General features: G+C 65.8%; 17 protein-coding genes. 4 read left to right on the forward strand and 13 right to left on the reverse strand.

Translation table 11 applies throughout. The features are described from left to right. Window positions 1–118: 118 nt before the first annotated feature. From IB256_RS12605 to pip, 7 genes are all read right to left on the reverse strand, one after another. Window positions 119–853 (reverse strand): amino acid ABC transporter ATP-binding protein, encoded by a 735-nt coding sequence (locus tag IB256_RS12605; RefSeq protein WP_081515386.1) that lies wholly within the window; start codon window positions 851–853, stop codon window positions 119–121. Continuing rightward, the gene (locus IB256_RS12610; protein ID WP_192293227.1) at window positions 846–1,808 is read right to left on the reverse strand and encodes an amino acid ABC transporter permease; all 963 of its coding nucleotides are present in this window, start codon (window positions 1,806–1,808) and stop codon (window positions 846–848) included. Before IB256_RS12610 ends, IB256_RS12605 begins: the two co-directional genes overlap by 8 nt. Before the next feature lie 73 nt (window positions 1,809–1,881). Next, the gene (locus IB256_RS12615; protein ID WP_081515384.1) at window positions 1,882–2,679 is read right to left on the reverse strand and encodes a transporter substrate-binding domain-containing protein; all 798 of its coding nucleotides are present in this window, start codon (window positions 2,677–2,679) and stop codon (window positions 1,882–1,884) included. Window positions 2,680–2,902: 223 nt separating this feature from the next. Continuing rightward, the gene (gene mdoH / locus IB256_RS12620) at window positions 2,903–5,476 is read right to left on the reverse strand and encodes a glucans biosynthesis glucosyltransferase MdoH (RefSeq protein ID WP_192402776.1); all 2,574 of its coding nucleotides are present in this window, start codon (window positions 5,474–5,476) and stop codon (window positions 2,903–2,905) included. Further along, entirely contained in the window at window positions 5,469–7,037 is a 1,569-nt protein-coding gene (locus IB256_RS12625; RefSeq protein ID WP_081515382.1) for a glucan biosynthesis protein G, read from the reverse strand. Before IB256_RS12625 ends, mdoH begins: the two co-directional genes overlap by 8 nt. A gap of 201 nt (window positions 7,038–7,238) precedes the next feature. Beyond that, window positions 7,239–7,676, reverse strand: coding sequence for a D-aminoacyl-tRNA deacylase (gene dtd / locus IB256_RS12630; protein WP_081515381.1), 438 nt, complete (start codon window positions 7,674–7,676; stop codon window positions 7,239–7,241). Next, window positions 7,673–8,644 (reverse strand): prolyl aminopeptidase, encoded by a 972-nt coding sequence (gene pip / locus IB256_RS12635; protein WP_192402778.1) that lies wholly within the window; start codon window positions 8,642–8,644, stop codon window positions 7,673–7,675. The genes dtd and pip overlap by 4 nt, the downstream gene beginning before the upstream one ends. A gap of 178 nt (window positions 8,645–8,822) precedes the next feature. On the opposite strand from pip, the gene IB256_RS12640 reads away from it, so the two are divergent. Next, window positions 8,823–9,251: a hypothetical protein gene (locus tag IB256_RS12640; protein WP_192293233.1), complete on the forward strand. Its 429-nt coding sequence runs from the start codon at window positions 8,823–8,825 to the stop codon at window positions 9,249–9,251. After that, window positions 9,248–9,724 carry an NUDIX domain-containing protein gene (locus tag IB256_RS12645; protein WP_192293235.1) on the forward strand — a complete coding sequence of 159 codons (477 nt, stop codon included), beginning with the start codon at window positions 9,248–9,250 and terminating at the stop codon, window positions 9,722–9,724. The genes IB256_RS12640 and IB256_RS12645 overlap by 4 nt, the downstream gene beginning before the upstream one ends. 5 nt (window positions 9,725–9,729) lie before the next feature. Here IB256_RS12645 and IB256_RS12650 read toward each other — a convergent pair whose 3' ends face one another. From IB256_RS12650 to IB256_RS12660, 3 genes are read right to left on the reverse strand one after another with little or no spacing between them, the layout of a single operon-like run. After that, window positions 9,730–10,629, reverse strand: a complete 900-nt coding sequence (locus IB256_RS12650; RefSeq protein ID WP_192402780.1) for a transporter substrate-binding domain-containing protein — start codon at window positions 10,627–10,629, stop codon at window positions 9,730–9,732. Window positions 10,630–10,668: 39 nt separating this feature from the next. After that, a complete protein-coding gene (locus IB256_RS12655; protein WP_192402782.1) occupies window positions 10,669–11,019 on the reverse strand; it encodes a RidA family protein in 351 nt (116 codons plus the stop codon). Window positions 11,020–11,044: 25 nt separating this feature from the next. Further along, window positions 11,045–12,289, reverse strand: coding sequence for a D-amino acid dehydrogenase (locus IB256_RS12660; RefSeq protein ID WP_192402784.1), 1,245 nt, complete (start codon window positions 12,287–12,289; stop codon window positions 11,045–11,047). Between the two features lie 63 nt (window positions 12,290–12,352). Between IB256_RS12660 and IB256_RS12665 the strand changes: the two genes are divergently transcribed. Together IB256_RS12665 and IB256_RS12670 are read left to right on the forward strand one after the other, a co-directional pair. Further along, entirely contained in the window at window positions 12,353–13,333 is a 981-nt protein-coding gene (locus IB256_RS12665) for a LysR family transcriptional regulator (RefSeq protein WP_412547961.1), read from the forward strand. Between the two features lie 129 nt (window positions 13,334–13,462). Further along, a complete protein-coding gene (locus IB256_RS12670; protein WP_167523242.1) occupies window positions 13,463–14,347 on the forward strand; it encodes a tetratricopeptide repeat protein in 885 nt (294 codons plus the stop codon). 115 nt (window positions 14,348–14,462) lie between these two features. On the opposite strand, the gene hutG is transcribed toward IB256_RS12670, so the two are convergent. The 3 genes from hutG to hutH form a co-directional block, all read right to left on the reverse strand. Continuing rightward, entirely contained in the window at window positions 14,463–15,266 is an 804-nt protein-coding gene (gene hutG, locus IB256_RS12675; RefSeq protein ID WP_192402788.1) for an N-formylglutamate deformylase, read from the reverse strand. A 277-nt stretch (window positions 15,267–15,543) separates the two neighbouring features. Next, window positions 15,544–16,740 (reverse strand): imidazolonepropionase, encoded by a 1,197-nt coding sequence (gene hutI, locus IB256_RS12680; protein WP_192402790.1) that lies wholly within the window; start codon window positions 16,738–16,740, stop codon window positions 15,544–15,546. Further along, entirely contained in the window at window positions 16,737–18,269 is a 1,533-nt protein-coding gene (hutH, locus tag IB256_RS12685; RefSeq protein WP_192402792.1) for a histidine ammonia-lyase, read from the reverse strand. Before hutH ends, hutI begins: the two co-directional genes overlap by 4 nt. Window positions 18,270–18,284: the final 15 nt, after the last annotated feature.

Consider the following 18,284-nt stretch of genomic DNA (forward strand, 5'->3'; position numbering starts at 1 on the left):
ACCCGTTCCGGATTATTCATCCAACGGGTGCCAGCGGCTGATCACAGAGAACAGACTCCCCCTCCGGGCAGGCACAAAAAAGCCGCCCGAAGGCGGCTTTTTCAGCAGTGCATGAAACTCACAGCACCTGCCGCAGGAAGCTCTGCGCGCGCGCATCCTTGGGCTGGGCGAAGAACTCCGCCGGAGCGGCGTCCTCCAGCAGCTTGCCGTGATCGAAGAACAGCACGCGGTCAGCCACTTCGCGGGCAAAGCCCATTTCGTGGGTCACGCAGACCATGGTCATGCCTTCCACGGCCAGGGTCTTCATCACGTCCAGCACCTCGCCGACCATTTCCGGGTCGAGTGCCGAGGTGGGTTCGTCGAACAACATCACCTTCGGCTCCATGCACAGCGCACGGGCAATCGCCACGCGTTGCTGCTGTCCACCGGAGAGGCGCGACGGGTACTCATTGGCCTTCTGGCCGATACCGACCTTTTCCAGCAGCGCACGGGCCTTGGCTTCGCGCTCGGCCTTGCCGCGCTTGCGCACGACCTTCTGCGCCAGGCACAGGTTCTCCAGCACGGTCATGTGCGGGAACAGGTTGAAGTGCTGGAACACCATGCCGACTTCGCGGCGGTAGGCGTTGATGTCGGTCTTCGGGTTGGCGAGGTCAACGCCGTCGATGCTCACCGAGCCGGAGTCGAACTCTTCCAGGCCGTTCAGGCAGCGCAGGAAGGTGGACTTGCCCGAGCCGGACGGCCCGATCACTACCACCACTTCGCCGCGGGCGACGCCGGTGCTGACATCGTCCACCGCGCGCACGACCAGCCCGCGGGTGTCGTAAACCTTGGTCAGATTACGGACTTCAATCACTTTGGCCGAGCCTCCGCTCCAGACGCCCCGCCAGATGCGACAGCGGCAGGTTGATCACGAGGTAGAGCGCGGCGACGCAGAACCAGATCTCGAAGGTGGAGAACGAGGTGGTGATCGCCTCGCGGCCGCTCTTGGTCAGTTCGGTGATGGCGATCACCGAGACCAGGGAAGTGTCCTTCACCAGGCTGATGAACTGCCCGGCCAGCGGCGGCAGCACGCGTTTGAAGGCCTGCGGCAGGATCACATGGCGCATCGACTGCGCAGCGTTCAGGCCCAAGGAGCGCGCGGCTTCATCCTGACCGCGGGCGATGGACTGCACGCCGGCGCGGACGATCTCGGCCACGTAGGCGCCGGTGAACAGCGCCAGCGCCGCCACACCGGCGAACTCGCGAGAGAGGTTCAGCACGGTGCCGATGAAGAAGTAGAAGATGAAGATCTGCACCAGCAGCGGCGTGCCGCGCACCAGTTCGACGTAGAGGGTCGAGAGATCGTGCAGGGTCGGGTTCTTCGACAGGCGGCAGAGACCGGTGAACAGGCCGATGAACAGGCCGAACGCGCCGGACACGAAGGAGATCCACACCGTGGTCCACAGGCCCCAGGCCAGCGGGCCGGCAGCCCAGTGGCGGGTCGAGCCAACTACATCGCCCTCGGCGACGTCGTCGTTCTCGGAAAACTGCAGGGTGTCGGCAGCCACGCTCAGCACCTGCTGCTTGCCGTCCTCGTCCACCAGGGTGACACGGGCGTTGCCGCCCTGATCCTCGATCTTCTCGACCCGCGAGACGTTGTCCGCGCGCAGCGGCTCTTCGGCCTGGTAGGCGAAGTACTGCGGGACGCGATTCCAGCGCCACTCGTAGGAAATCAGCGAAGTGGAGTACCAGAGGGCCAGGCCGATCAGCAGGAGGATCAGTCCGGTCAGCCCGTGCCAGGGCCAGGTTGGGCGTTTCGTTCTAGCCACGAATCTCTACCGTGAAAATGCGAACGCGCAGGCTCATGGCCTGCGCGTCGGGACAACCAGCGTCAGACGTGGATTATTCCATGTCCTTAAGCCAGTCGGTGTTCTTGAACCACTTGTCATGCAGGCGATCGTAGGTGCCGTCTTCGCGAATCTGCTTGAGGAAGTTGTTGATGAAGTTGATCGAGTCGTAGTCGCCCTTCTTCAGACCAAAGGCCAGCGGCTCGTAGGTGAACGGCTGGTCCAGGTGCACCAGCTTGCCGGCGCCGAACTTGCTCACGCCGACGACGTTGTAGGGCGAGTCGTAGATGAAGGCGTCCGCCTTGCCGTTGACTACGTCCATGACCGCTTCGGGCTCGTTGTCGAAACCGTGGTACTGAGCCTTGGACAGCTGCTTCTTGGCAACGAATTCGCCGGTGGTGCCGATCTTGGAGGTGATGCGGTATTTCGCGTCGTTCAAGTCCTTGTAGGACTTGATCTCGCCTTGCAGTTCCTTGCGGATCAGCAGGGTCTGGCCGACCACGATGAAGGGATCGGAGAAGTTCAGGCGCAGGTTGCGTTCCTGGGTCAGAGTCATGCCCGAACCGATCATGTCGAACTTGTCGGTGAGCAGGGCCGGGATGATGCCGTCATAGGCGGTGGAGACCAGCTCCAGCTTGACGTTCATGGATTTGGCCATGGCCTTGAGCAGGTCCACTTCGAAACCGACAATCTGACCGCGCTTGTTGGTCATCTCGAACGGCATGTAGGTCGGGTCCATGCCTACGCGCAGGGTGCCGCGCTTGGCCGCTTCATCGATGGCGCCGGCCTGAGCCGCGCTGACGCTGACCAGAGCGCAGACGCCCATCACCAGCGATGCCAGGTACTTTTTCATCCCCAAACTCCCAAGCAAGTGAAAGAACTTCTTGTTTTTTCCAGCGATCGAATCGCGCGCGCCCAGGCATGCCGGGCGCAGAAGGGTGCGAAGCGTACCCCATGCGGCGGATATCTCAATCTTTTCTGGATAGCTGGCGAAGGGTACCAGCAGCGGTGCGCGGGGAAAACAGGCTAAACCGCCACGCCTCCCTCGCCCCGGACGGGACGAGGGAGGCGCTGGGTCAGGATTGCGCGGCGGGCAGTGCCATGGCGCCCTGCTCCGCGACCGGCGCCAGAGGCACGGCCGGAGCATGAGCGTCGGCCTGCAGCGATTGCCGCCAGGGGCCGATCCACTGTTCCTTGTCACCCTGCCAGAGCGCCAGGTGCAGGCGCGACAGCGCCACCGGGTCACTCAGCAGCGCCAGGCGGCGGTTGCCGTCGAGCTGCTCGGGGCCGGCTTCCAGCGCCTTCTCGACCAGCGCGGTGCGGGTCGCCTCGATGGCGGCGGACTGGCCGTGGCGGGCAGTGCCCATGGCGCAGGCCAGGGCGTTCAGCACCGGGTCGACGGCGGAGCGGACGAAGCCGTCCTTCAGCGCCTGCCAGCGGTTCTGGTAGGTGTACTCGTCGGTGGCACGCAGCTCGCGCGGGGTGTCGTATTCCTCGGGGATGAGGAACAGCTTCTCGTCGCGCGAGGCCAGGCCCAGCTTGACCCGGCTGCTGATCACCGAGACCGGGATCGACAGCATCAGGGCGCCGACGATGGGCGACAGCCACCACAGGAAGCGCGGGTTCAGCCACGCCACCAGCAGGGCCCAGCACAGGCCCAGCAGGGTCTGCAGGCCGTGGCGACGGATCGCCTCGCTCCACGGGGTGTCGTCATCGTCACGCTGCGGCGACTTCCACTGGGCTTCCCAGCCGAGGAACGCGGCCAGCACGAAGCGGGTATGGAACAGCATGCGCACCGGAGCGAGCAGCACGGAGAAGAACATCTCCAGGAGCATGCTCAGGGTCACCTTGATCACACCGCCGTAGCCCTTGGCGCCCTTGGCCCAGATCAGCATGACGCTGAGCAGCTTGGGCAGGAACAGCAGAGTCAGGGTGGTGGAGAACAGGGCGATGGCCTTCTCCGGGTGCCACTGCGGCCAGATCGGGAACAGCTGGCGCGGCTCCAGGAAGTACTGCGGCTCCATCAACTGATGCACCGCCAGCAACGCGGTCGACAGCACCAGGAAGAAGAACCACAGCGGCGCCGACAGGTAGGACATCACGCCGGTGAGGAACACCGCGCGGTGCACCGGGTGCATACCCTTGACCAGGAACAGGCGGAAGTTCATCAGGTTGCCGTGGCACCAGCGGCGGTCGCGCTTGAGCTCGTCCAGCAGGTTGGGCGGCAATTCCTCGTAGCTGCCCTCCAGGTCGTAGGCGATCCACACGCCCCAGCCGGCGCGGCGCATCAGCGCGGCTTCGACGAAGTCGTGGGAAAGAATCGCGCCAGCGAAGGAACCCTTGCCCGGCAGCGGCGCCAGGGCGCAATGCTCGATGAAGGGTTTCACCCGGATGATCGCGTTGTGGCCCCAGTAGTGGGATTCGCCCAGCTGCCAGAAGTGCAGGCCGGCGGTGAACAGCGGACCGTAGACGCGGGTGGCGAACTGCTGCATGCGCGCATAGAGGGTGTCCATGCCCGACGCCTTGGGCGCGGTCTGGATGATGCCAGCCTCGGGGTTGGCCTCCATCAGGCGCACCAGCTTGGTCAGGCAGTCGCCGCTCATCACGCTGTCGGCGTCCATGACGACCATGTACTTGTACTGGCCACCCCAGCGACGGCAGAAGTCGTCGATATTGCCGCTCTTGCGCTTCACCCGGCGCCGGCGGCGACGGTAAAAGATGCGACCGAAGCCCAGGGCTTCCTTGCACAGCTCGATCCAGGCCTTTTCTTCGGCCATGGCGATGTCGGGCTGGTTGGTGTCGCTGAGCACGAAGAAGTCGAAGCGATCCAGCTCGCCGCTGGCCGCGACCGACTCGTAGGTCGCCCGCAGGCCGGCAAAGACTCGCGGGACATCCTCGTTGCAGATCGGCATCACGATGGCGGTGCGCGCCTCGGCGGCAATCGGCTCGCTGCCCGCACTGCTGCCGGAGATGCGGTAGCGGTCGCGGCCGGTGAGTAGCTCCCAGAAGCCCATCAGGGCAGTCCAGAAACCTGCCGAGACCCAGCAGAAGAGGATGGCGAAGAGCGCCAGCACGCCGAACTGGATGACGTACGGCAGCACCTGTTCCAGGGTCTGCAGGAAGGTCTGGCGGTTGATCTCTTCGAGGTCGACGAAGGCCCAGCCCTGGTAGGGCAGGATGCCTTTCATGTAGTAGGTGGCGACGCTGGTCTGGCCGAGCATGAGCAGGACCAGGATGAACCGGCGCAGCGAGCCGACCCGCTGCCAGCGCGCCTTGGGCAGGTCGCGGGAGGGCTTGGAGGGGTTGCTGCGCCCGGTCAGGCGACGCCAGCCGCGCATGATCGGGTTGGTGCGCCAGGGTTCGGGGATCACCTTGGTGCGCTGGATCGGCGGTGCGGCCTTGAGGTAGGTACGGCCGTTGTCGTCCATGCCCAGCATCTGGGCATCGTCGAGGTCCTGGCCGTAGCCGTGGCGCAGACGCGCACCGACCGAAGCCAGCGCAGCGTCTTCACCCTCGACGTCGCCAGCGAGCTGCTCGTGCAGCTCGCTGATGGAACCGGCCCTGGCCAGCCGCTCACGCTCCTGCGCCGAAAGGGGCAGGTGCGCGAGATAATCGGCCACCGGCGCGGTGGTAGCGGTGGAGTTATTCATCGGCAGGCAGCTGGTAGCTCCAGGTTTCGGAAATGGTCTGGCCGCCGTTCACCAGGGCAGCACGCATTTCCGTCGGCTTCTTCGGATCCTTGACCTTGATCCGCAGGGTCAGACGCCAGCCCTGGGTCACTGCGTTGTAGCGCAGGCTGTTTTCCTTCACTTCAGCGTTGTCGTCGGTGCTCACCTGGGTGCTCACCGGCGCATCACCTGCCAGCGCCTTCAGAGTCGGGCCGACGAAATCGACGACCAGGGCGACACTGCCATCCGGCTGGCGGATCAGGTTCTTCTGCTTCACGTCACCAACCGAGCGCAAGGTCTGCATGACCCAGGCGTTCTTCGGATCGTGCAGGGCCTGCTCGTCCTTGGTCCAGCGCATGCGGTAGGCGAAGTCCAGCGGTTCGCCAGCTTCCGGACGCTTCTCGGGGTTCCAGAAGGCAACGATATTGTCGTTGGTCTCGTCCGGGGTCGGGATCTCCACCAGCTCGATGGTGCCCTTGCCCCAGTCGCCCTGCGGCTCGACCCAGGCCGACGGGCGCAGGTCGTAGCGGTCGTCGAGGTCTTCGTAGCGGGAGAACTCGCGGCCACGCTGCAGCAGGCCGAAGCCTTTCGGATTCTCGACGCTGTAGGCACTGACGGACAGGTGTTTCGGGTTGTTCAGCGGGCGCCAGATCCACTCGTCGTTGCCAGCATGGATCTGCAGGCCGGTGGAGTCATGCAGCTCCGGACGGAAGTTGTGCTCCGGCGACGGCTGGTTGGAGCCGAACAGGAACATGCTGGTCAGCGGCGCCAGGCCCAGCTTGGTCACCTTGTCGCGCAGGAACACGCGGGCCTTCACATCGACCACGGTGTCATTGCCCGGACGGATGGTGAAGCGGTACGCGCCAGTCGCACGGGGCGAATCCAGCAGCGCGAAGATCACCAGGTGCTTGTCCTTGGGCTTGGGTTTTTCGATCCAGAACTCGCGGAAGCGCGGGAATTCCTCACCCGACGGCAGCGCGGTGTCCAGCGCCAGGCCACGGGCGGACAGGCCCCACCACTGGTCCTTGCCGATGATGCGGAAGTAGCTCGCCCCCAGGAAGGTGGCGATCTCGTCCTGCTTGTCCGGCGAGTTGATCGGGTACAGCAGGCGGAAGCCGGCGTAGCCCAGATCCTTGGTGGCATTGGCATCGAACTTCAGGGAACCGAAGTCGAAACGGGAGGGATCGTATTTGATCTCCTTGACGTCGGTCGCCGTGACTTCGTTGATCTTCACCGGGGTGTCGAAGTGCATGCCCTGGTGATAGAAGCTGATCTTGAAGGGGGTCTTCTCGTCGGCCCAGTAGGCCTTCTCGTTACGGAAGCGAATCTGCTGGTAATCGGCGAACTTCATTTCGCTGAATTCCGATGGCAGGTTGCTCGTCGGTGCGCTGTACTTCTCTGCAGCCAGCGCCTTGGCCTTTTCGCCAACGTCGTCGAGATTGAAGGCCCAGGCATGGGTAGCGCTCAACGCCAACAGGGCGGAGCCGACCAGTCCGCGAAGGATTTGGCGCGAAAGCGGTTGTTGAACGGAACGGAAAATCACGAGTCCCCCTCGTCCGTGAACACAAAACGATTAAAGCCAGCAAAGGCGATGCCAATCTGCTGGCGATTGAATTCCGACCCCGGTGAGCCTGAATGATTCCCCGATTTTTTCCACGGGTACTTCAGGCTCCCGGAGGCGCATTGTTCTAAGTGCATAAGCCCTAACCATCATCCCACGGCGATATGACAAGCTGCCGCGCGTTCAAGCCTCCAGTAGAAAGGTCACCGGGCCGTCATTGACCAGGTGGACCTGCATGTTGGCGCCAAAACGGCCAGTGGCGACCAGCGGATGACGCTCTCGCGCCTGTTCCACGAGTAGATCGAACAACGCGGCGCCCTTTTCAGGTGGCGCCGCGCTGGAAAAGCTCGGTCGCAGCCCCTTTCGGGTATCCGCGGCCAGGGTGAACTGCGAGACCAGCAGCAGACCGCCGCCGACATCGCTCAATGAAAGGTTCATTTTACCTTCATCGTCGCCAAACACTCGATAGTTAAGCAGCTTGTGCAACAAACGGTTCACTGACTCTTCATCATCCTGGGGTTCTACCCCCACCAGGGCCAGCAGCCCATGGTCGATGGCGCCGACGATTTCGCCGTCGACCTCGACGCGGGCACCACGCACCCGCTGGATCAGACCCTTCATTCAGCCTCCGGCGGCAGGTTCAGCAGACGCCGGCCGATCTCGTTGGTGGCGCGCACCAGCGCATCGGTGATGCCCGGCTCACCGGCCACATGGCCGGCGTCGCGGACGATCTGAAGCTCGCTGTTGGGCCAGGCCTTGTGCAGCGCCCAGGCGTTGTCCAGCGGGCAGACCACGTCATAGCGGCCATGGACGATCACGCCCGGCAGGTGGGCGATCTTGTGCATGTCGCGCAGCAGTTGGTCGGGCTCGAGGAAGCCGTCGTTGACGAAGTAATGGTTTTCGATCCGGGCGATGGACAACGAGCGGTGCGGGTCAGCGAAGCGCTCGACCACCGCCGGGTTCGGCCGCAGCGTGGCAGTGCGGCCTTCCCAGGTGGACCAGGCACGAGCAGCGTGCATCTGGGCGATCTGGTCCGGGCCGGTCAGGCGGCGGTGGAAGGCGTGCAGCAGGTCGTCGTGCTCGTCGGCAGGAATCGGCGCCAGGTAGTCCTCCCAGTAATCGGGGAACAGGCGGCTAGCGCCTTCCTGGTAGAACCAGCGAATTTCCTGCGGGCGGCAGAGGAAGATGCCGCGTACGATCAGCGCCAGCACGCGCTCGGGATGTGCCTGGGCGTAGGCCAGCGACAGGGTCGAGCCCCAGGAGCCGCCAAACAGCACCCACTTGTCGATACCCAGGTGCTCGCGGATGCGCTCGATATCCGCGACCAGGTGCCAGGTGGTGTTGTTCTCCAGGCTCGCGTAGGGCGTGGAGCGGCCACAGCCGCGCTGGTCGAAGGTGACGATGCGGTAGATATTGGGATCGAAGAAGCGCCGCGACATGGCATCGCAACCGGAGCCCGGGCCGCCATGGATGAACAGAACCGGCAGTCCGTCGGGCGTGCCGCTCTCGTCCACGTAGAGGACGTGCGGCGCTTCGACGGCCAGTTCATGGCGCGCGTAAGGCTTGATTTCCGGATACAAAGTTTGCATGGCTCGCTCCTGGATCAGTACGTACGGTCGCTCCGGACCAGTAACCATCCTAGGGCCTGTCGCCACCTTATAGAAAGTCGCGTTGCCGCGGCGCGACTTCCATCGAAAGTCTTCGGCCCCCACGGTGTCGGGCATGATACTCGGGCCAGCGAAAAACCCATAAGGGAGTTAGTGAGCCATGCCACGGAAGTTGTTTCTTTCTCTGTTCCTGCTGCTGTTCGCTCTGAGCGGCTGTGGCCGGGACGATCCGCGCGCGCAACTGGATGCCGCCGTCAAACAATTGCAGGACAACCTCGAAGCCAAGAATAGCGGGGCCGTGATCGATCAGCTGGCCGGCGAGTTCCGCGCCAATGGCGAGTTCGAGCGCGACTGGGCCAAGCGCACCATGACGCTGATGTTCCTGCGCCACCAGCAGGTCAAGGTGATCCTGCTCAGCAGCGAGAGCCGGATCGACCCGACCTATACCAATCGCGGCCATACTGACGCGCAAGTCGCCCTCACCGGCGCCGAGAACCTCATCCCCGACAGCGCCGGGCATTACGCCGTGAAGCTGGAGTGGTGGCGCGAAGGCTCTGAATGGAAACTGGCGAGGCTCGACTGGCAATGACTCTCCTCCTGCAACACCGCATCCGCGCCGCCGGCCTGCTGCTGCGCAACGACGAGATCCTGCTGGTGCGCCATGAGGTGGCCGGCGACGTGTACTGGATTCCGCCGGGGGGCGGCTTCGAGTCGGACAAGGACCAATCCACCCGCGACACGGTGCGGCGCGAGTGCCGGGAGGAAACCGGGCTGGCGGTGGAAGTCGGCCCGCTGGTCTACGTGCGCGAGTTCGCCGAGCCGGTGGCCGGGCGCTTCCACATGGAGCTGTTCTACCGCGTGGATGCCTGGGATGGCCGGGTCAGCCTGGACAACCTGCGCGGCATGGGCGGCGACGAGTTCGATATCCGCGAGGTCGCCTGGGTACCGCGCCAGGAACTGCCGCGCCTGCCCTCCTACTACCCCGCCGAATTGCTCGACGATGTCTGGGAGCGCCTGGCCGAGGTGCAGCCACTGATCCGCCACCTCGGCCTGCAACGCTAGCAGCGTTACTGCACCGGTTCGCTGGTGGGCTTGGCGATGATCGCCTGCAGCTCTGCGGTCATGGGGAATTCCAGGTTGAGGTTCTTCGGCGGGATCGGTTGCTCGAACCAGCGCTGGTAGATGCCCTTGATCTCGCCCGAGGCGTAGAGGTCAGCCAGCGTCTGGTTGACCAGCGCGAGGAACTGCGGATCGTCGCGGCGCACCATGCAGGCATAGATTTCCCGCGACTGCGGCTCGCCCACCACTACCCAATGATGCGGGTCGCGCGCCTTGGCCTTCTCGCCGTAGAGCAATGCGTCATCCATGTAGAAGGCTACCGCGCGGCCGGATTGCAGCATGAGGAAGGCTTCGCCATGGTCCTTGGCGCTGACCACGTTCATGCCCAGCTTGTGCTCGGCGTTGTAGGCCTTGAGGTAGCGCTCGTTGGTGGTGCCGGCGGTGGTCACCACGTTCTTGCCCTTGAGGTCATCGAAGCCCTGGATGCCGCTGTCCTTGGCGGTCAGCAACTGGCCCTTCACGTAGATGAAGCCGTAGGAGAAGGCGACCTGCTTCTGGCGCTCTGCGGTGACGCCGGTGGAGCCGCACTCCAGGTCGACCGTGCCGTTCTGCACCAGCGGGATGCGCGTCTGCGAGGTCACCAGGTTGTACTTCACCTTCAAGTCCGGCTTGTCGAGCTTCTGCTTGATGCGCTCGACCACCTTGCCGGCCAGGTCCACCGAGTAGCCCATGGGTTGGCCGCTGTTGTCGCCCAGGTAGGAGAACGGCACCGAGGCGTCGCGATAACCCAGGGTTATCGTGCCGCGATCGGCGACCTTCTTCAGCGTGCCGTCCAACGCTTCGTTCGCCTGCGCCAGCGCGCAGACCAGGCTGGACGCCGCCAGCATTCCCAGTGCGAGTCGTTTCATGGGTTCGATCCCTCTTGTTGTTGTGAGTCGGGTTGAGGCTCAGGGCCGTGCAGCGATCACGGTGATTTCCACCAACACGGACGGCCGCGCCAGCAGCGCCTGCACCGTGGTGCGGGTCGGCGCGCAGCCTTCGGGCAACCAAGCGGACCAGACGCCGTTCATGGCCTCGAAGTCAGCGACGATGTCCTTCAGGTAAATGGTCGCGCTGAGGATGTTCGCCTTGTCAGTACCGGCCTCGACCAGCAGTGCGTCGATCTTCGCCAGCACTTCGCGGGTCTGGTCCTGGATATCGGTGGCCTCTCCGGGCACCTGCCCGGAGAGGAAAACCAGCGAGCCGAAGACCATAGCGCCGGAAAGGCGGTCGTTGGTGGCGATGCGTGTGAGTTGCATGGTGGGTCTCCTAAATCCGATGGAATCAGCCGGCCAGCCGTTCGGGGGTCAGGCCGCTGGTGTCGATAGCCGGCCGGCGCCCGGCAATCTGCGCGGCAATCAGCTGTGCGCTGCCGCAGGCCAGGGTGAAGCCCAGCGCACCGTGGCCGAGATTCAGCCAAAGCCCGCGCGGCCCGCAGGCGCCCACCAACGGCACGCCGGTGGGCGTGGCTGGGCGCATGCCGGCCCACTCGACGGCGGCGCCGTAATCGCAGGCGTCGGGCAGGGTCTCCGCCGCCTGCTGACGGATCAGCGCCAGCCGCTTGGGCTCCAGGCTCGGGTCGAAGCCGACGATGTCGACCATGGCGGCAATGCGCAGGCGCTCGCCGATGCGCGCGTAGACCACCTTGCGGTCGTAGTCGGTCAGGCTCACGTCCGGCGCGTGATCATTGGCGCGGATCGGCGCGGTCAGGCTGTAGCCCTTCAGCGGATAGAGCGGCAGACGCGGCCCGCGCGGCAGCAGTGCTGCGCTGCGGTAGCCGGCGGCGAGCACGACGTGATCGGCCTTGAAGCTCTGCCCGCCCGCCTCCACCCCGATCACCGCGCCATTGCACAGAATCAGCCGGGATGCCGGATGGCCATAGAGGATGCGGCAGCGGCCGGACGCCTGCAGCCGCTCGGCCAGCCGCTGGCAGAACAGGAAGCAGTCGGCAACCTCCTCGTCCGGCGTATGGATGCCACCGACGAAGGGCGCGCGCTCCAGCGCCGGGTCCAGCTCGCGGCACTGCTGCGCCGAGAGCACGAATTGTTCGGCAGGGTCGGACAGGTTCTGCCTCGCACTGAGGAAGCTGCCTTCATCGCGGAAGGCCACCAGCTTGCCGTTGCGCCGCCAGTCGAAACCCGTCAGCCCGTCCTCGCGCCACTGCGCCAATGTAGCCTGGCTGAACAGCGCAAGACGCAGAAGGTGTTTGGCGTTGGCCTGGTTCACCGAGCGCCGGCAGGCGGCGGTGAACTCCAGCAGCCAGCGCCATTGCGCCGGGTCCAGGCGCGGGCGCAGGCGCAGCGGCGAATCGCCGCGCAGCAGCCAGCCCAGCGCCTGCTGCGGCACGCCGGCATCGGCCAGCGGCGCGACATAGCGGTAGGACAGCTGGCCGCCGTTGGCAAAGCTGGTTTCCAGCCCGGCCTGATCCCGAGCTTCCAGCACGGTGACGTCGAAGCCTTCGAGGACCAGCGCCTGGGCCGTGGCCAACCCGACCACGCCCGCGCCGATGATGCAAACCCGCTGTGCCATTGCCTTCTCACTGCCCATCCATTCCTGGCCCCGACCTTAGGCCCGCGTGACAGGCGGCGAACAATGAATAAACATGGGCAACCCATAACCTTGCGTTATACGCACAGGTTACCCACACCACGGGAGAGGCCCATGCGCCTGCGCCATATCGAAGTGTTCCAGGCCATCCGCGAGACCGGTTCGGTCAGCGGCGCTGCGCAACTGCTGCACGTCTCGCAGCCGGCGGTGACCAAGGTGCTGCAGCATGCCGAGCAGCAGCTGGGTTTCCCGCTGTTCCTGCGTGTACGCGGCAAGCTGCAGGCAACGCCCGAGGCGCTGGAGCTGGAGCGCGAAGTGGCCAAGGTCAGCGAAAGCCTGCAGGGCGTGCGGCGCCTTGCGCAGAGCCTGCGCGGCCAGCCGGAGAACCGCCTGCGCGTGGGCGCCACGCCAGCGATGGCGCTATCGCTGCTGCCGCCAGTGATCCGCGAATGGACCGACCGCTACCCGCAGAGCAGCTGCGAACTGGCCACCCAGCACTCCCGCGAACTGGTGCAGAACCTGCTGATGCGCGAACTCGACCTCGCCCTCACCCTGCAGCAGACCGACCACCCCGGCCTGCGCTCGCAGCCCATCGCCAGCGGCCCGCTGGTCGCCCTGGCGCCATGCGGCCACTGGCCGGAAGATCGTTTGGGCCAGCCCCTGACGCTGGACGAACTGGCCGGCGAACCGATGATCGGGCTGTCCACTTCCGACCCGCTGTCGGCACGCCTGGAAAGCCATCTGGCCAACGTCGAACCGCCACCGCGCGTGCGCATCGCGGTGCAGACCTATGCGTTGGCAAGAACGCTGGTGGAAGCCGGAACGGGATTGGCGCTGGTCGACCCCTTTACCGCCCTGGGTGCAGACGAGCGCCTGACAGTGCAGCGAACCTTGTCACCCACCGTAAAGGTGACGCTCTACGCCCTGACCCGCGCCGACGAAACACCTCCGCACACCCAGGCGCTGCTGCTGGAAATGCTGGTGCGGCATGCCGAGAAGCAACTGGCGCAGCACCGCTTCGAATAGTTTTCCCGGCAGTGCGGGCAAGCAGACCGGGCGGATCAACATCCTTGGTTTAAAGTGGCGCCCCATCTGCGCCCGTCTTCACCCGTGGGCGTTCAGGACACCGTTGAACCGGAATCGACAAGGAAAGCCATGTCTCGCGAGCAAGCCGACGCACTGCACCAACAAGCCATGAACCTGGACGACCAGGGCGATAGCGATGCGGCCCTGGCGCTGTATCTCCAGGCCATCGAGCTCGCACCGGAGAAGTCGGAAACCCACTACAACATCGGCCTGATCTACAAATACCGCGGCGACTGGCCGGCTTCGCAGCGCTACAACCAGCAGGCCGTCGACCTGACGCCGGACGATGAAGCGGCCAACTGGAACCTCGCCATCGCCGCCACGGCGCTGCGCGACTGGAGCTGTGCGCGGGCCGTGTGGAACCGGCTCGGGATCGCAATCGAGCTGGGTGACCAGCCCATCGAGGCCGACTTCGGCATGACCCCGGTGCGCCTGAATGCCGACGAGAGTGCCGAGGTCGTGTGGGCACAGCGCATCGACCCGGTGCGCGCCAGCCTGCTGAACATCCCCTACCCGGATTCAGGCTTCCGCCATGGCGACATCGTCCTGCACGACGGCGCCGCGGTCGGCTACCGCGAAAACCAGGGCCGCGAATATCCGGTGTTCAACGTCCTCGAGCTGTTCACCGCCTCCCCCCACAGCACCTACGAAATCGACCTCCGCCTCGGCTCGCCGGAAGACCTCGACGAGCTGCAGCAACACCTGGATGAGCTGGAGATCGCCAACGAATCCTGGTCGAAGAACGTGCGCGTGCTGTGCCGCCAATGCTCGGAAGGCCACCCGCACGAGCAGCACGATCACGAGCTGGAGGAAGAGGAAAGCTGGCAGCAGGAGCAGTTGCTTGCCGTCGCTACCAACGACGAAGCCCAGTTGCGCGCGGTCCTGGCCGACTGGGCGAACGATCAGCGGTGCGTCGAGCACATCGAATGCACGCTGGAAGGTGTGCGTTCCTGAAGCGATGTTGCGAATGAAAAGACAGCCCCCTGCCGCACCAGGGAAGCGCCGCCGGGATGCGTGGTCCGGCGGCGCCGCGCCGACAGTCCTGGCGCGGCAGGAAGCTGCGTAAAACTTAGCGGCCGTAGCGCTCGCGGCCCCAGGCGATGAAGGTTTCCAGCAGGCGCCGGAGTACCCGGGCGGTCGGTGCGGCGAGGTCTTCGCGGTAGCCGAAGGGCGCGCGCTCATCCATGTAGTTGCACTGCGCGAGCTCCAGTTGCACCGCGTGCACGTTGTCCTGCGGCTGGCCGTACTGGCGGGTGATGTGCCCGCCCTTGAAGCGGCCGTTGAGGATGTGCCGGTAGGCCGGTGCATCGGCGCACACCGCGAGCAGTCGCTCGGCCAGCTCCGCATCGCAGCTCGCGCCGCTGTTGGTGCCGATGTTGAAGTCCGGCAGCTTGCCGTCGAACAGGTGCGGGATCACCGAGGCAATCGAGTGGGCGTCCCACAGTAGCGCGTAGCCGAACTCGGCCTTCAGGCGCGCCAGCTCGTCGGCCAGGGTGCGGTGGTAGGGCGTCCAAACTTCGGCGAGGTAACGCGCGCGCTCCTCTGGCGACGGCGTCTGGCCGTCCTTGAACAGCGGGCGGCCGTCGAACAGGGTGTCCGGGTAGAGGCCGGTGGTGGCGGTGCTGTACAGCGGCTTGTCGTCGGCCGGACGGTTGAGATCGATGACGTAGCGCGAGTAGCCGGCGGCCAGGGTGCTGGCGCCCAGTTCTTCGGCGAAGGCGTAGAGCCGTGGGATGTGCCAGTCGGTGTCGGCCAGCTCGCGGGCTTCATCTACGAGGCCGTTTTCCACGGCCGGGGTCAGGCGGGTGCCGGGGTGCGGCATGCTGATCAGCAGCGGCACGCGGCCGCGTTTGAATTCGAGAACGTTGTCCATGGGGGCTATCTCCAAACCTAGCGAGATGTATTCGTTGTTCTTGGGAGCAGCGGTTTCCTGCTGCAAATCCGTGCCGCTGTTTCCCTCTCCCCCGCCCTGGCTGCGCGCCCCGCTCCGAAGGGAGAGGGAGCCGTCCGTGCCGGCTGATACCACCGCTTCATCCTGCACCGAACGGTCCCCTCTCCCGCTTGCGGGAGAGGGTTAGGGAGAGGGGTCTTTGCGCTTGGCTCCGCAGCGGGGCTGTTCGCGAGCAAGCTCGCTCCTACGAAGAGCAGACTCACAGCTCTTCGCCGTGACGAATGACGCGCTTGGGCAGGTCACCGCCGAGCCAGTAGGCGAGTTCGGCGGGGCGCTGGATGTCCCAGGCGATGAAGTCGGCGACCTTGCCCGCTTCCAGGCTACCGTGGCTGTCGGCCATGCCCAGCGCGCGCGCGGCGTTGAGGGTGACGCCTGCCAGGGCCTCTTCCGGGGTCAGGCGGAAGGCGGTGCAGGCCATGTTCAGCATCAGGCGCAGCGACAGCGCGGGCGACGTCCCGGGGTTGAGGTCGCTGGCGATGGCGATGTTCACGCCGTGCTTGCGCAGGGCATCCATCGGCGGCAGCTGGGTTTCGCGCAGGACGAAGAAGGCGCCCGGCAGCAGCACGGCGACGGTGCCGGCCTCGGCCATGGCAATGGCGTCGCTCTCGTCCATGAATTCCAGGTGGTCGGCGGACAGCGCGCCATACCGCGCGGCGAGGCTGGAGCCATGCAGCGAGGACAATTGCTCGGCATGCAGCTTCACCGGCAGGCCCAGGCGCTGGGCAGCCTGGAATACCCGCTCGACCTGCGCCGGGGAGAACGCCAGGTGCTCGCAGAAGGCGTCTACCGCATCCACCAGCCCCTCTTCGGCCAGCGCCGGGAGGATATGATTGCAGACCTGCTCGATGTACTCGTCAGCGCGGCCGGCGTATTCCGGCGGCAAGGCGTGGGCGGACAGGCAGGTGGTACGTACCGTCACCGGCAGCTCCTGCTCCAGCCGGCGGGCCACGCGCAGCATGCGCCGCTCGCTATCCAGGTCCAGGCCGTAGCCGGATTTCACTTCCAGCACGGTCACGCCATCGGCCAGCAGCGGGCGGGCACGCTTGATGGCGCTGGCCAGCAGCTCGTCCTCGCTGGCCTCGCGGGTGGCGCGCACGGTACTGGCGATGCCGCCGCCGGCTGCGGCGATCTCGGCATAGCTGACGCCGTTCAGGCGCTGCTCGAACTCGCCGCTACGGTCACCGCCGAACACCAGGTGGGTATGGCAGTCGATGAAGCCGGGCGTGACCCAGGCGCCGCCCAGGTCGGTGCTCTGGATCGGGCGCTCGGGCAGTTCGACGCGCGGGCCGATCCAGCTGATGCGCTCGCCCTCGGTGATGATCGCGGCGTCCTCGATGATCGAGTAACGGCCGTCCTTCATGGTCGCTGCGTGGCAGTGCTGCCAGAGGTGTTTCATTGCAGTCTCCCGATGCTCGCGCCGACGCTGTGCAGCGCCGCCGGGTTGGCCAGCAGCTCGGCGGCGCGGGCGATGTCCGGCGCCAGCCAGCGATCGCTGTCATAGGCCGGCACCTGCTCGCGCAGCAGGCTCCAGGCGCAGTCGGTGCCGCTGCCGAAGCGCTGCGGCTTGAGGAATTCGAAGGCCTGGGCGGCCAGCAGGTATTCGATGGCGAGGATGCGCCGGCTGTTGTCCAGGGCGCGGCCGAGCTTGAGCGCGGCGCTGGTGCCCAGGCTCAGGTGGTCTTCCTGCAGGCCGGAGGTGACGTAGTTGTCCACCACCGCCGGCTGCGCCAGCTGGCGGTTCTCGCCGGCCAGCGAAGCGGCGACGTACTGCACGATCATCATCCCCGAGTTGACCCCCGGCTTGCTGACCAGGAAGGCCGGCAGGCCGCTGACCAGCGGGTTGATCAGGCGGTCCAGGCGTCGCTCGGAGACCCCGCCCAGCTCAGCCACGGCAATCGCCAGCAGGTCGGCAGCCATGGCCACGGATTCGCCGTGGGGATTGGCCTGGGACACCACCCGGTAGTCGTCCGGCGTGCCCAGCACCAGTGGATTGTCGGTGGCGGAATTGAGTTCGGTCTCGATCTGTTTCGCCGCGTGCTCCAGTTGGTCGCGGCAGGCGCCGTGGATCTGCGGCATGGAGCGGATGCTCAGGGCATCCTGGGTGCGAATGCCCTTGCTGCTCGCGATCACTTCGCTGCCTTCAAGCAGCGCGCGCAGGTTGGCGCCGACCTTCTGCATGCCCGGGTGCGGCTTGAGCGCAATGATCTCGGCGTCGAACGCGTCGATCTGCCCGCGCAGGGCTTCGAAGCTCATGGCACCAATCACGTCGGCCCACTGCGCGAGGCGGTTTGCCTCGTCGAGGGCGAGGCAGCTCAGGCCAGTCATGCAGGGTGTGCCGTTGACCAGGCAGAGCCCGTCCTTGGCGCCCAGTTGCACCGGCTCCAGGCCTTCGGCGGCCAGGGCCTGGAAGGCCGGCACCACTTCGCCGCGATAGCTCACCTCGCCGATGCCCAGCAGCGCCACGCCGACGTGGGCCATGTGGGTCAGGTAGCCCACCGAGCCCTGTGCCGGTACGCGCGGGGTGATGCCGTGGTTGAGCAGCGCCAGCAGTGCTTCCACCACGCCGCGGTGCAGGCCGGATTTGCCATGGCTGTAGTTGGCGATGGCGGCGGCGATGATCGCGCGGGTCTGTTCGTCCTTGAGCGGCTCGCCCACGCCGCAGGCATGGCTGAGCAGGGTGTTGCGCGACAGCTGCGCCAGTTGCTCGCCCTGCAGCACCACGTTGCACAGCGCACCCAGGCCGGTGCTGATGCCATAGGCCCGCTCGCCCCGGCTGACGATGCTCTCGACGATGCCGTGGGCGTTGTCGATGCGCGCCCAGGCGGCCGTCGACAGTTGCAGGCGCGCACCCTGGCGCGCCACCTGGACCAGGTCCTGCCAGCGCAGCGGGCCGTTGCCGAAGGTGATGGTGGAAGAGGACGACATGCGGAGCTCCTGTAG

The sequence above is a fragment of the Pseudomonas sp. PDM17 genome (assembly GCF_014851985.1).
GTDB lineage: Bacteria > Pseudomonadota > Gammaproteobacteria > Pseudomonadales > Pseudomonadaceae > Pseudomonas.

Excerpts from the sequence above, each read along its gene's own strand:
- IB256_RS12615 (WP_081515384.1), bottom strand. The coding sequence starts at position 2,679 with ATGAAAAAGTACCTGGCATCGCTGGTGATGGGCGTCTGCGCTCTGGTC.
- mdoH (WP_192402776.1), bottom strand. The coding sequence starts at position 5,476 with ATGAATAACTCCACCGCTACCACCGCGCCGGTGGCCGATTATCTCGCG.
- dtd (WP_081515381.1), bottom strand. The coding sequence starts at position 7,676 with ATGAAGGGTCTGATCCAGCGGGTGCGTGGTGCCCGCGTCGAGGTCGAC.
- pip (WP_192402778.1), bottom strand. The coding sequence starts at position 8,644 with ATGCAAACTTTGTATCCGGAAATCAAGCCTTACGCGCGCCATGAACTG.
- IB256_RS12640 (WP_192293233.1), top strand. The coding sequence starts at position 8,823 with ATGCCACGGAAGTTGTTTCTTTCTCTGTTCCTGCTGCTGTTCGCTCTG.
- IB256_RS12645 (WP_192293235.1), top strand. The coding sequence starts at position 9,248 with ATGACTCTCCTCCTGCAACACCGCATCCGCGCCGCCGGCCTGCTGCTG.
- IB256_RS12650 (WP_192402780.1), bottom strand. The coding sequence starts at position 10,629 with ATGAAACGACTCGCACTGGGAATGCTGGCGGCGTCCAGCCTGGTCTGC.
- IB256_RS12655 (WP_192402782.1), bottom strand. The coding sequence starts at position 11,019 with ATGCAACTCACACGCATCGCCACCAACGACCGCCTTTCCGGCGCTATG.
- IB256_RS12660 (WP_192402784.1), bottom strand. The coding sequence starts at position 12,289 with ATGGCACAGCGGGTTTGCATCATCGGCGCGGGCGTGGTCGGGTTGGCC.
- IB256_RS12665 (WP_412547961.1), top strand. The coding sequence starts at position 12,353 with ATGAATAAACATGGGCAACCCATAACCTTGCGTTATACGCACAGGTTA.
- IB256_RS12670 (WP_167523242.1), top strand. The coding sequence starts at position 13,463 with ATGTCTCGCGAGCAAGCCGACGCACTGCACCAACAAGCCATGAACCTG.
- hutG (WP_192402788.1), bottom strand. The coding sequence starts at position 15,266 with ATGGACAACGTTCTCGAATTCAAACGCGGCCGCGTGCCGCTGCTGATC.
- hutI (WP_192402790.1), bottom strand. The coding sequence starts at position 16,740 with ATGAAACACCTCTGGCAGCACTGCCACGCAGCGACCATGAAGGACGGC.
- hutH (WP_192402792.1), bottom strand. The coding sequence starts at position 18,269 with ATGTCGTCCTCTTCCACCATCACCTTCGGCAACGGCCCGCTGCGCTGG.